The organism is Paenibacillus sp. O199 (assembly GCF_001636635.1).
Classification (GTDB): Bacteria; Bacillota; Bacilli; order Paenibacillales; family Paenibacillaceae; genus Paenibacillus; species Paenibacillus marchantiae.
In genome coordinates this window covers 183386-197184 of the sequence record NZ_LGRP01000004.1, presented here as the reverse complement: position 1 = coordinate 197184, position 13799 = coordinate 183386, and the positions used below count along the sequence as shown (strand labels likewise).

Annotated in this window: 9 protein-coding genes; 4 read left to right on the top strand and 5 right to left on the bottom strand. The window is 46.7% G+C overall.

What is annotated here, in order from left to right:
• Positions 1 to 38: 38 nt before the first annotated feature.
• On the bottom strand, positions 39 to 788 hold the full coding sequence (trmB, locus tag A6049_RS08235) for a tRNA (guanosine(46)-N7)-methyltransferase TrmB (RefSeq protein ID WP_063564184.1): 750 nt from the start codon (positions 786 to 788) through the stop codon (positions 39 to 41).
• Positions 789 to 940: 152 nt separating this feature from the next.
• Positions 941 to 1138: a hypothetical protein gene (locus A6049_RS08230; protein ID WP_063564183.1), complete on the bottom strand. Its 198-nt coding sequence runs from the start codon at positions 1136 to 1138 to the stop codon at positions 941 to 943.
• 272 nt (positions 1139 to 1410) lie between these two features.
• On the opposite strand from A6049_RS08230, the gene mnmL reads away from it, so the two are divergent.
• The 4 genes from mnmL (at position 1411) to A6049_RS08210 (ending at position 5175) form a co-directional block, all read left to right on the top strand.
• On the top strand, positions 1411 to 2364 hold the full coding sequence (mnmL, locus tag A6049_RS08225; RefSeq protein WP_063564182.1) for a tRNA modification radical SAM protein MnmL/YtqA: 954 nt from the start codon (positions 1411 to 1413) through the stop codon (positions 2362 to 2364).
• A 1-nt stretch (position 2365) separates the two neighbouring features.
• Positions 2366 to 2950, top strand: a complete 585-nt coding sequence (gene mnmM, locus A6049_RS08220) for a tRNA 5-(aminomethyl)-2-thiouridylate-methyltransferase MnmM (RefSeq protein ID WP_063564181.1) — start codon at positions 2366 to 2368, stop codon at positions 2948 to 2950.
• A gap of 187 nt (positions 2951 to 3137) precedes the next feature.
• Positions 3138 to 4115, top strand: a complete 978-nt coding sequence (locus tag A6049_RS08215) for a type I phosphomannose isomerase catalytic subunit (protein ID WP_063564180.1) — start codon at positions 3138 to 3140, stop codon at positions 4113 to 4115.
• Between the two features lie 82 nt (positions 4116 to 4197).
• The gene (locus A6049_RS08210) at positions 4198 to 5175 is read left to right on the top strand and encodes an alpha/beta fold hydrolase (RefSeq protein WP_063564179.1); all 978 of its coding nucleotides are present in this window, start codon (positions 4198 to 4200) and stop codon (positions 5173 to 5175) included.
• Between the two features lie 126 nt (positions 5176 to 5301).
• On the opposite strand, the gene odhB is transcribed toward A6049_RS08210, so the two are convergent.
• From odhB to A6049_RS08195, 3 genes are all read right to left on the bottom strand, one after another.
• Positions 5302 to 6576, bottom strand: coding sequence for a 2-oxoglutarate dehydrogenase complex dihydrolipoyllysine-residue succinyltransferase (odhB, locus tag A6049_RS08205; RefSeq protein ID WP_063564178.1), 1275 nt, complete (start codon positions 6574 to 6576; stop codon positions 5302 to 5304).
• Positions 6577 to 6581: 5 nt separating this feature from the next.
• Complete coding sequence (locus A6049_RS08200) at positions 6582 to 9455, bottom strand: 2-oxoglutarate dehydrogenase E1 component (protein ID WP_063564177.1); 2874 nt, start codon at positions 9453 to 9455, stop codon at positions 6582 to 6584.
• Positions 9456 to 10132: 677 nt separating this feature from the next.
• On the bottom strand, positions 10133 to 13672 hold the full coding sequence (locus A6049_RS08195; protein WP_205411998.1) for a DUF5704 domain-containing protein: 3540 nt from the start codon (positions 13670 to 13672) through the stop codon (positions 10133 to 10135).
• Positions 13673 to 13799: the final 127 nt, after the last annotated feature.

Genomic DNA, 13799 nt, shown 5'->3' with positions numbered 1-13799 from the left:
TCTGGTAGCCAGATGCATATCACGCTTTTTTTATAATATTACTCTTGATCTTCGCCAGTCTCGTCCGCAGCTTCCCGAACTTTATACTTGTCCAAGCGGATTTGTTGATACTCGCGCAAGGCCTCTTCACCAACGATGACTTCAACCCGGTGAATATTCATGCCTTTGCCCATGAATTTCTGCTCATACTCTGTCATGACATGCTCTTCATTCAATCCATCACGGTGCAGGTTCAGAGACAAATTGGTCATTTGCAGACCAAAGTCGGCAATTGCATTGAGAGAGAAATCAAACAATGTTTCCGAATCTGTTTTGAAATGAATCTGTCCTTTGGTGTTAAGCAGTTCCGTATATTTCTTCAGGAAACGTGGATGTGTCAAACGACGACGTGCATGCTTGGCTTTCGGCCAAGGATCGCTGAAGTTCAGATAAATCCGTTCCAGTTCTTCCTGTTCAAACACTTCCTCAATCTGTTCGATATTAGCCAGCGCCAGCTTCAGGTTGGGTGGTGTCTCCACTTCTGCCTGACTCCATGCTTTCCGAGCCTTCTCGCTGGCACGACGCACCAATTCATCATACATATCAATACCGATAAAATTGAATTCCGGATATTTATAACTCATTTGGCTGATAAATTGACCTTTACCCATGCCAAATTCCACAAAAATTGGATGGTCATTGCCAAACAGTTCAGACCATTTTCCTTTGTACTGTTTGGGATCAAGAACAACGAGGTCAACTTGTTGCTCCAAATTTTCACGAATCCCTTTTCTGCCACGTAAACGCATCTTATTCCTCCGTTTATCCATACTTGTCTCAGAATCATTTTGCCGAAGAACTGGCTAATTGTAAAGAGCAATGAAAAAGGAATCTTCGGATCTGCCACTTTGGGGCAAATCTCAAAGATTCCCTCTTCGATTTATTTGGAATTGGGGTCCAACTACTTTAATAGTTCATAGTCTACCTTATCTTGGTGTGAAAAATCAAATGTCTTTTCGAAAGCATCGCGAACTTTTTGTCTTGCAGCCGCTTTCACTTTCGGATTGCCATTGAAACGAACACCTGTCAAAGCCAGAGCTTCTTCTGCCGTCAGTTCTACAGAAACATGATGAAGATCATTTTTAACTTGGGAATTCATTCATATCACCTCACGGTATAGTATGGTCCATGACGTCAACATTGATTCAAATGCTATGATGAATAGTACCCATTAGATGGTGTCTGACGCTGGTTTAAATATAACATAATGTGTAAACTATAGCAAGGATAAAACCTCGTTTCTACGGCCTATTTTTGCGACTAGATTCCCCTTTTTTTGAGTTTTTTGATACAATGGTAAAAGTTCAAAAAGAGTCGAATTCGGTTATAGAATAAGCAAGCCATTAGGTAAGCCAAAGGAGTACCCTGAAGATGAATGCACCTTCAATACAACCTCCTCTTCTGTGGGGAGATAAACGATTCCATACCTGGAATTACGAAATGAGAGACGAATTTAACAATAAGGTTTTCAAAGTGATGCTGGATGCAGGTTTCACCTGCCCGAACCGAGATGGATCTATCGCCAAAGGAGGCTGTACATTTTGCAGCGCTCGTGGATCGGGTGATTTCGCCGGTAGCAGACGCGATGATTTGGTCACCCAATTTAATACCATTCGGGATAAACAGCATCTGAAATGGCCGTCAGCTCACTACATTGGCTATTTCCAAGCCTATACCAACACATACGCACCCGTTGAAGAACTGCGTGAATACTTTGAAGAAATTTTGAAGCAGCCCGGTGTCGTGGGACTGTCCATCGCCACTCGCCCTGACTGTTTACCGGATGACGTCGTTGATTACTTGGCTGAATTGAATGAACGCACCTACCTATGGGTTGAGATGGGTCTGCAAACCATTCACGAGTCCACGTCAACCCTAATTAACCGTGCGCATGATACGCAGTGTTATGAGGAAGCCGTTGCGAAGTTACGCAAACGGAATATTCGGGTGTGTACACATATTATTTACGGACTGCCTCAGGAAACCCATGAAATGATGCTGGATACCGGACGGGCTGTTGCCAACATGGATGTGCAGGGAATCAAAATTCATCTACTTCATCTGATGCGCAAAACGCCAATGGTGAAGCAGTATGAAGCCGGGCTCCTTCGTTTCCTGGAACAAGACGAGTACATTAAACTCATCGTCGATACGCTGGAGATGCTTCCACCGGAAATGATTGTACACCGTCTTACAGGTGATGCACCGCGTGATTTGCTGATTGGGCCAATGTGGTCCATGAACAAATGGGAAGTTTTGAATTCGATTGATCGTGAGCTGCGTGAGCGGGATTCCTGGCAAGGTAAATACTGGAGGGGTGCTTAAGATGGGCTTTCTTTCGGTTTTAAGTTGTGCCCATCAATGGATTTCTTCCCGGCTACAGCCTGGAGATTTAGCTATTGATGCAACGGTTGGAACGGGGGCGGATACTCTGTTTCTGGCGCAAAAAGTTGGTAAACGTGGTCAAGTCATTGGTTTCGATATTCAGAGCGAGGCACTTACCTTGGCACAAGCCCGTATTCGCAAACAAGAGGATAGCGCCAAATTGGGCTCCATCTCCATGCTTCAATTAAGCCATGATCGAATGGCAGAGGCCGTTCCTGAAACATGGCAGGGTAATGTCGGTGCTGTAATGTTCAACCTGGGGTACCTGCCTTCGGAAGATGCGGACTCCACCATAATTACGGAAACAGACAGTACTATCGCTGCGCTCCAGGCTGCACTGGCAATGCTAAAGCCGCGCGGCATTATTACCGTTGTGCTGTATCCAGGTCATGATGGAGGTTCACAGGAAGCGGATGCGGTATTGGAGTGGTCCTCTGCTCTACCTGTAGAGCAGGCACAAGTGGTGATTTATCGCCAATTGCAGCGTGTCGCCTCTCCTTTTCTGATTGGCATCGAGAAAAAATAATTTCCTTTGTTCGACAAATGCAATAAACTAGACACAATCGCAACAAAGCACTCTTTGGGTTTAATTTATGCGATTTGTGTACTACATAAAGACGTGCAACCGTATTCACTGTTACACTCATGCCAACTACGCGGTCATGATTGATTAAAGCGATCCACCATTTCATATACTAGAGGAGAGATTAGGAATGCCTACGCCATACCCACTGCAATTTCAACCAGAGTTCAAAGAACGTGTATGGGGAGGTCGCGCGCTGGAGCAATTCGGCCTGACGCCACCTGAAGGACATATAGGAGAAGGCTGGATGATTGCGGATCATCCCAATGGTACAACCAAGGTATTAAATGGAGTTCTAGCTGGAAAAGGCCTGGATGAAGTCCGTGAACAACTGGGCACAGCATGGCTTGGAACCAAAGGAGTTTCGGAAAAGGGCGGACGATTCCCGCTTCTGATCAAACTGCTTGACTGTAACGATGATCTGTCTGTACAAGTTCATCCAACAGATGAGTACGAAGCGCTCCCTCCTGGCGAGCTTGGCAAAACGGAAATGTGGTATGTGCTGGATGCCAAACCAGGAGCTCATATCATCTACGGCTTGAATGAAGGCGTTGACCGTGAAGTACTGAAGGAAGCGCTGGAGAATGGTACGGTCATGGATACCCTTCGTCAAGTACCTGTTGAAGCTGGAGATACGTTCTTTATCCCTGCGGGAACGGTACACGCTCTATGTGCAGGTGTCGTTGTGGCTGAAATTCAGCAAAACTCGGATACAACATACCGGATTTACGATTATAATCGTCCTGGCCTGGATGGCAAACCACGTGAGCTGCATGTTGAGGATTCATTGAATGTAACGGCTTATGAGGGTGCTGGCGCCACGACGATGAAAACCAACAACGCAACTCCAGGTGAGTGGCTGAAGCTTGCGGAATGTCCATACTTTGTAGTGGAAAAAGGAATTGTTACAGGACGTTGGGAGCTCTCTACAAGTGCTGAAAGCTTCACTATTCTTGTGGTCTGTGAAGGTAGCGGAACGCTGGAGTGGGATAACGCGGAATCGGATAAAATTGAATTGAAAGCTGGACAATGTTACTTACTGCCTGCCAACCTGGGCTCCTATACGCTGGATGGCAACACTACTGTTCTTCGCTCTTATTTGCCTTAATCGAATAATCAATGATCTATTCAAGTGATCTACCTTAGCTTAAATGGCTCTAATGTGACCTGTGAAGGAGGATTTACACGAGATGCAGGAATCTACCTTTAGCCTGGTTGGCAACGAAGGTACCCGTATTCATGTGTACCGCTGGCTTCCCGATCCGGAGTGCAACATCAAAGGTGTGGTCCAGATTGCACATGGCATGAGCGAGACTGCTGCCCGATACGCTGAATTTGCCCAACATCTCACCACGCACGGCTACGCGGTCTATGCGAATGACCATCGTGGTCATGGTAAAACGGTCGAAAACTCGGATTTGTTGGGCAATGCCGGCGTAGATGCTTTCCGCTGGATGGCGAGTGACATGATGAGTCTGGGCGAAGTTGCCGCCAAAGAAAACCCTGATGTGCCCCTCTTTTTGATGGGGCATAGCATGGGGTCGTTTTTGGTACAGCATCTAATGTATGCTGGCCACGAGCGTTACCATGCATTTATTTTGTCCGGCACCAATGGCAAGCGCGGTCTGCTTCGGATTGGAGAGAAACTGGCTTTCTTGCAGTGTGGCATTCAGGGGAAGGGTCATCCAAGTATGCTGCTCAATGCGCTCGTATTTGGCGGATTCAACCGTTCTTTCCGTCCGGCAACAACGCCGTTTGATTGGCTGTCCCGGGACTCCGAAGAGGTCAAGCGGTTTATGGATGACCCTTTGTGTGGAGCCGTCTGCTCTGCAGGTTTTTTCCGTGACTTTTTCAAACTGCTGTTGGACATTCACTTGCCGCGCAACATGAAACGTATTCCTAAGGATAAATCTGTATATCTGTTCTCGGGTGAACAAGATCCGGTGGGACTTCATGGCAAAGGAGTGCTTAACCTGGTCTCCCAATATCGAGAGCTTGAGCTTGAGGATATTGAATACCGCCTCTATCCGGGGGGGCGCCACGAAATGCTGCATGAAACGAATCGGACTGAGGTTGCCGGGCATGTCGTGGAGTGGCTGGAGAGGCATACGTCCGACTACAGTGCCTATCATTCCACAGCACACGCAGAAACCGCCGATTCCATATAATGCGACACAAATTACCTATACAATGACGAAAGCCCCTGAACGGGAGCACAGCATACACTGTGCTCCGCGTTCAGGGGCTTTACTTTTTTATTTATAAGATGGCAATTTAATGTTAATCGTTATGGATTACCCTTCGATCAGCAAAGACTCTGGATCTTCAAGCAATTCTTTTACCGTCACGAGGAAACGTACGGCTTCGCTACCATCAATGATACGGTGATCGTACGACAGGGCGATATACATCATCGGACGGTTCTCCATCCGCTCTGCATCAATCGCTACCGGACGAAGCTGGATTTTGTGCATACCCAGAATACCTACTTGAGGTGTATTCAAAATTGGTGTGGACAACAAGGAGCCAAACGTTCCGCCATTGGTAATGGTGAAGGTTCCTCCTTGCAGATCAGACAAAGCCAGCGTGTTGGAACGGGCTTTGGATGCCAGGTCAGCAATGCTTTTCTCGATCTCAGCGAAGCCAAGACGATCTGCATCACGTACAACCGGTACGACAAGACCTTCTTTGGCAGATACCGCAATACCGATATCATAGTACTTTTTGAGAACTACATCTTCGCCATCAATCTCCGCGTTAATGGTTGGGAACTTTTTCAGTGCGCCTACAACTGCTTTGGTGAAGAAGGACATGAAGCCGAGATTGATTTCATGTTTCTCTTTGAACTTGTCCTTACGACGTTTACGAACATCCATGATTGCCGTCATATCCACTTCGTTAAACGTAGTCAACATCGCTGCAGTCTGCTGTGCTTCTACCAGGCGTTTCGCAATGGTAGCACGACGGCGGGACATACGTTGACGCTCCACTGGTTTGGTATACGTGGAACCACCTGCTGCCGGAGCACTAGGTGCTGCAGCGGGAGCTTTAGCAGGAGGCGCTGTTGGAGCGGCGGCCTGCGTGTTGTGAGTTTTCACATCATCCTGATAAACACGGCCAATCGGATCCTTGCTCTGTACCTGATCGAGCTCAATACCACGCTCACGTGCAAGTTTACGAGCAGATGGTGAAGCTGTCTTCGAGCTGCTATCCGAAGATTCCGGTGCTGCAGCAACGGGTGCTGGTGGCGGAGCTGGAGCTTCCGGTGCAGGAGCTGATTGTTTCTGCTCTGTTGCTGCTGGTTGGGAAGCGGATGCGCCGCTTCCTCCTCCAGTTCCAGCTGAAAGTGTTCCAATCGTTTCACCAATTTCTACAGTCTCGCCTTCCTGGCGAACAATTTTCTCAAGAACACCGCTCTCTTCAGCACTGATCTCAATATTTACTTTATCCGTTTCCAGTTCCAGAAGAACATCACCCTGATTAACGGTTTCGCCTTCTTTGACCAGCCATCTGGATACGGTTCCTTCCGTTATCGACTCACCCATTGCAGGTACTTTAATTTCACTCACAGCTGTTACCTCCCCAGTGGAATATTATTCTTCGTCGTTTGCTTCAATGCGGATGTAATGATCTGTTGCTGTTCCATGCCATGCACAAGTTGATAACCGCTGGAAGGACTCGCATGTTCCGGGCGACCTTCGTATTTAACGGTTGTTCCTTCTGGCGCGATTTCACGAAGACGAGGCTCCATGTATGTCCAGGCACCCATGTTTTTGTTTTCTTCCTGTACCCACACCAGCTCTTTCAGCTTGCTGAAACGTGCAAGTACACGCTTGATTTCTTCCGCCGGGAACGGATACAGCTGTTCGACACGAATAATGTGAAGCCAAGACCAATCTGCTTTATCTTTCTCAAAAGCATCTTCCAGATCGATGGCGATTTTACCACTGCACAAAACAATGCGCTCTACGCGATCCGGTTTCGTGCCCAATCCTGCTTGCTCAAGCACAGGCTCAAACTTGCCTTCGCTGAACTCTGCTGCAGGTGAAGCGACACGAGGATTACGAATGAGACTTTTCGGCGACATCATAACGAGCGGACGAGCATCTTCCGTTTCAGTCAACGAAGCCTGACGACGCAACAGATGGAAATATTGCGATGCACTTGTCAAATTCGCAACGGTCATATTGTCTTCTGCACAAAGCTGCAGGAAACGTTCCAGACGAGCACTTGTATGCTCAGGTCCCTGACCTTCGTTCGCATGCGGGAGCAGCATGACCAGACTGGATTTTTGTGACCATTTGGCACGACCGGCAGATACGAATTGGTCAAAAATAACCTGCGCACAGTTGGCAAAGTCTCCGAATTGTGCTTCCCAGATTACAAGCGTATCTGGTGAATAGACGTTATATCCGTATTCGAATCCAACAACGGACTCCTCAGACAAAGGACTGTTGTAGATGGCAAAAGATGCTCTTGCCTGTGGCAGATGATGCAGTGGGCAGAATTTCGCACCATTCTCGGAGTCATGCAACACCAAGTTCCGATGGGCAAACGTTGCACGCTCTGCATCCTGTCCACTGATCCGGATTGGTTTGCCATCCGCAAGAATGGTAGCAAATGCAAGCGTCTCTGCAAGACTCCAGTCTACTTTCTCGCCTTCGTTCAGAGATGTGCTTCTGCGCTGCAAAATACGCTGCAACTTCGGATATACATTAAAATTCTCTGGCCATTTCAGCAAATCGGCGTTAATTGTCCGCAGATTTTCCAATGGTACCGCAGTTGGAATAATTGAAACGGCTTCTGGCTCGCTAATTTGACGTTGATAATATTCATGTACTTCATTGTTCTTCATCTGCTCGTATGCTTCTTTTAAGCGGTTCGTCACAGCTTCACGAATGCTGTTGATTGAGGCATCGTCGATAACCGATTCCTCTTTCAGATGATCCTGATACAAGTGACTAACCGTTGGATGAACTTTTACTTTGTCATACACAGTTGGCTGTGTTGTTTCTGGATCATCCGTTTCGTTATGACCATAACGACGGTAACCGATCAGGTCAATCAGGAAGTCCTTTTTGAACAGGTTACGGTATTCTGCTGCCATACGAATAGCTGCGATACACGCATCCGGATTGTCTGCATTGACATGCACAATCGGAATCTCATATCCTTTGGCAAGGTCACTCGCATAATACGTTGAGCGTGAATCGCTGCTGTCTGTTGTGAATCCAAGACGGTTGTTCACGATAATATGAATTGTTCCGCCATTTTGGTAACCAGGCAATGCTTTGAAATTGAGCGTTTCTGCTACAATACCTTCCCCAGGGAAAGCCGCATCACCATGCATCAGAATAGTTGCCGCTTTGGTTACATCCTGCTTCGGATATCCCGGATCACGGCGATCATCCTGTGCTGCACGTGCAAAGCCCTGTACAACCGGATTTACATATTCCAGGTGACTCGGGTTATTGGCTAGCGTAAGACGCGCTTGTACTGTTTCACCGTCTTTTACATAACGGTTTGCGCCCAGATGATATTTGACATCCCCCGTCCAACCGTAATTGATTCCTGTTGACCCTTCGGAAGGAACCAAATCCTTGTTCGGAGAATGATGGAATTCAGAGAAAATTTTGCTATACGGCTTGCCCAGTACATGAGCAAGTACGTTCAATCGACCACGGTGAGCCATCCCCATCAGAATATGGCTGGAACCAGCGTGTGCCATAATTCGGACTGCTTCATCCAGCATAGGGACTAACACGTCGTTACCTTCAATGGAAAAACGTTTTTGCCCAACAAATGTTTTGTGAAGGAAATCTTCAAATTGCTCCACTTCAACCAAACGTTCCAGCAAAGCTTTACGCTCCTCTGGATTAAGCGGTGCCGGCGAAGTACGAGATTCTGCACGGCGGTTCAGCCATTCCCGCTCATGAACCTCATGCACATGGCTGAATTCATAAGCGATAGGACCAGTATATATTTGCCGCAGGCGCTGGATGGCATCCAATCCTGTTACCGTCTGTCCATCTGCACCTTCCCAGATCAGGGAAGCTGGCAGAGCTTTCAAATCTTCTTCATTCAATTCAAAATGCTTCGGTTCAAGCAAAGAAGTATCTGAATCTTCACTGATTCCAAGGGGATCAATATCGGCCGCAAGGTGACCATAGGTACGAATATTCATTACCAGTTTCCCTGCTGTAACCGCTTTCTGTAATAGTTGAATATCCACGCTTCCGGAAGCCTTTTGGGCGTTGCCAGAATACGAGACTGTATGTGCATCCCTGCCAGACATCGGCGGTGCACCCCATTGTTCAAATAATTCCCGATAAGCCGGTGTAACTGCACCCGGGTCTTGGGAGTATAATTCATATTGTTCCTGTACGTATCCCATATTCGGGCCATAGTAACTTTCCCAGGGTTTCTTGTTGCCTTCCTCGATCGTCATCGACGTTCCCTCCGTCTTGATTTAGTCATAAGTTTTTGACGGAAATCATTGACTAAGCCGTAATTTGCGTTCGTTCAACATTTTAAGCTAAATTTTTCATGAAGTCCAATAATCGTGCTGTTGGTGGTAGTAACGTTGTTCCGACGCTCCCGTCAAGGTTTGTCTGCGTTTTCAAAATCATAGTAAACTGATGATTGTATATACCGTCGCACAGATGTCGAATACTGTCCTGATCCGTTCGAGGGTTACACCTTCCTCAACTTTTTCAAGTGAAGTCCGTGTTCTAATATCTATTCTATAAACTTTTACGCTCAGGAGCATTTCCTATTTTTAGTTCAATTGATGCATAAATTAGATGAATCGAATAATTGGAACATTTCCGACCCACAAATGTGCTCTGATTGTATGGCGTTTTGTTGTTAATCGCTTATCCTACAATGGTTTCTACACATTTTCAGGTTTCACCCGTTTTGCAGCCTCCTTATTTAGAATTGTGGTCCATAATGTCCAAAAACAAACCGTCAAGATAAATATTAACCATTTGGCTTGGTATTCAACAAAAAAATGGGTGTTGCTTGAAATTCAATGTATAAACCAAAAGCCGCCTGTAATGCGTAAAAGCATCCGGGCGGCTCTTTTGGACTTAGTTTATTTAAACTGACAGACATTTTATTTTTTTAATGTGGCACCTGAGACTGAAAATCGCTCCGGCTGGACTGATCTGCATGGTAAAAGACCACATCGCCATCATTTAAGAGCCAAGTTCTGCCTTGACTGTCTACTGGACTGTTGTTGAAACCTTCCATCTTCCACTGATTCATCAGCGGAGCATAAATGTATTGCAGGTGTGGAGCCTCTGTATTCCCATCTCGAAGTGTCTCGATATTAAAGTTGACCACGATATATCCGTCCTTCAGAAATACAGAAGCCTTTTCATCCAGTTGATTTTGTCTGGCAAGCGATTCGAGATTGGTTCCCTTTGGCACGGCGTATACATCTGCAGGCAAGCTGTATTCTCCGTACCAACGCTGGATCGCCGCATTCGCTCGGTCCACACTAACACCCGAAGGAATGTCTGTCTTGGGTCCAATCAGTGTACGAATGGAAGCGGGTAGGATCATCCAGTCATAGCGGCCTACCCATGTTTTCTGGTGAGAGGTTTGATCTACAAGCGTAACCATATAATCGGCGAGCGATCTCTGGTTACGTTCATCGGCTGTCAGTTCATACGTATACTGATAACGCGCCGTATCCCCCAATTCCGTACCGGGTACATTACGCAATCTCGAGTTCAGGACAACAAACCGTTTCTCCAAATCCTGCGCCGATCCTATTCTGATAAGTCGCTCTTGACCGCGGTGGTAGTAAAGATCGACTTCTTGTCTGGAAGAGCCGTCTTTGCTCACAAAGTAGAATGTTGGAGTAATTCGAACACCATCCTGTTTGCCAAACATATTTCCTTTTGTTTTCAGGTCGAACTTGATATGGTAACCCGTTTTCACCGCAATATTACTAAAACCCTGCACAGGGTGACTGCCTGGGCGAACAGGTAACACGAATGGTGCCAGATTCCCTCGCGGATCACCATCAATACTGTTAAGTCCTGTCCAGTAGCTCACTCCTGTCGGCTCCGAACTCCCGAGTTGCTTGCGGAACACGTTCTCCCAATTATAATCGGCGATATCCGTAACATGAAAATCATACAATCGCCCAACAACCTCCACCGGGACCGTATCTGCCGCGACATGATGGGTCAGATTTGTGTTGGCATCCTGCTGATCGGTGAATGTCGAAGGAGCATTTTCCGCAATATTGCGAAATTCAATTCGGTAATGCCCTTCATCCACCCATACTGGAAGATAGAAAATGGTGTCCAGTTGGTTGACCGGAATGTCTACCCAGGTCTTGGCTGGAATGAACTGACTTCTATCGGCGTTATAGACGTCAAATGGGAAACGAATCTGCTTGATGCGAAAATACTTAGCATAGTCCCTATTGCCATAACCCGGGTAACTGGTTGCGTCCAGATGCTGCCCTGAGGTCGGGATGCGCACGATAAACGGTCGTTCCAGAATAAGCGCCGAACTGGTCGGATCAGGCACTGTTTTCTGGTTATGGGGCTTATCATCAGACACCCAGGCGTAGTTAACGACAGGCGTGTGCACCGTGACAGAATTGATTCCTTGAATAGAAAACTTCTGATCCTGACCGCCTTTAATGTTGCCAGGAATCAAGCCATATGCGATCTCGCCCGTTGTCGGTTGGTCCGCCTTGTTGACCAGTGTATTCTGAATAGTTAAACGATTCTGGTACAGCACGTTGTCGCCGATCATACCAGGCTGTGGAATTGTCCCAGGTCGCGGAGCAGTCTTATCCATCGAAGCAGAATCCATCACAGTGGTACCGTTAAACACTACCTTGTCATTATTTACAGTGTTCTCTTTAACCTCGGCTTCTGCTTTGGTTTGGAATAATGACGTCTCATCAGGTGTAGGCGGCTCGCTGTCACCGCCTGACTTTGTTTCAGTGCCAAGGTCGATTTCCTTGCAAGGTGCAGGTTTCACATGTGCGGTAACCGCATCATCATTAGCCGATTGTAAGGTCGGGGGTGTATATCCGTTTGGAGTCAACGTTACTGTACCACCGTAGCCACCAAGTGCATAATTGGATATCGTAGCTTGATTTAGCTGATAGACTTCCAAATTATCAATCTGCCAATAACTATATTGTCGTGTAACCTGCATTGGTTTTTCCACAGGAACGTCTAGTTCCTTAGGTTGTGGAGGTGTTCCTGGATCATTAGGCCCTGTCGAGGCTCTGCCCGGAATCGTCCATGTTTTGTGATACTTCTTTTTTACGTTGACCGTATAAGTCACTGTTCCCGTCATGTTCACCCAACGGTGCTGGAACAAGTATCCTCTAGCCATGACATTTGCATAGAGATCTTCAGAAGTCGGGATGCCACGGGTGACATCAAACTTCACAGACCCCCGATCATCAGCTTTCAGCACGCCCGAAACGGAGGGGTCCATGACAGCCGATTCGATCAACGCTCCTTTATTAGGAGGACTGATGGTCACGGGGCAACCCACAACACCGCCGTTACCTGGATCAGTTCCCCCGTCTCCTCCGTTGCCTGTGCAGTCCTTTACCTCTAACACCTGTGTTCCTCGCTCATCCAACTGCTGGGCAGTGTCCACAAATCGGGCAGTGATGGTGGTGCTTCCGACGATACCTTTGATCGTCATTTTCCCATCTGCACCTATGGTCGCTACTGCTGGATTGGAGCTTTGCCAGGTCAATTTGGGATGAGCGGTAAGCTCATGAACAGAAAGATCTGACTTGGTCAGGATAGCTTTAGCTTGCAGCGGTGTGGCTGTGTCTGCTTTACAAGCGTTTGGCAGGTTCACAATGAGTCCTGGTTCGGACGTTACCGTAATGTCAGCCGTATCCGAGATGAGGTATGTACCGTTGTTCCAGATTGCACGCACAAAAGCAGTACCCGGCTTTTCAGCCTTCACCATTCCGGTTTTGGGTTCAATACTCACAATACTAGGATCGGATGACCACCAGGTGGTTTCAGCTTCGCGCCGACTTACGTCGATGCCTTCACTAAATTGAGTTGCACCATAGTTTTTCGTTTTAACTTTGGCTACCATCTGTTTAGTTTCTCCGACCGTTAGAGTGGAGTCTGGAGTTACGTCGATTTGCTTTTCTTCTTCGAGATCCCCTTCCCAGATGATATCCATTGGAGTGTAATAAACGACATTGTATTTTGGACAACCTTCCGTTGTCTCACCACCATTTAAAAAAGGTTTTTTTTCAGTCGGGGTATGGTAGCCTCCAGTAATTGTCCTTATTGCTACAATAGTAGAGGGAAATGGAGGACTTGGGTCCCCTACGCCAGTATAAGAATTTTGATCTGCTCTACCTTGATAGTCAACATCATGTATTCGAACATTTTTAATATTTGTTGCATCTACTTTGTTTCCATTATAGTCTGGCCAACTTTCTGGGGGCCATTTACTGAAATCAACATTATCAGGTATTTCTTTAGCTTCAGGATATGGACTCGAACAACTTCCTACATTTCTCGCATAGGTTGGGCCTCCCGCATGTTCAGCTTTAAATCGCCCGTCATCGACTTGGTACCAGTACACTCCTGGTGTTCCTATAGTAGGTGTTGCTAAGACCGTGACTTTATGAGGATTTTTCATTGATTTTGGCCCATACTGATCTGTTGCTGCATTAATGAAATTAATGGGTAGAAGGGAATTAGCTAATAATTCACTAACAAACACAGTTATCAAAATGAGACTAAGGAAACGTTTATTGATTTTTTTC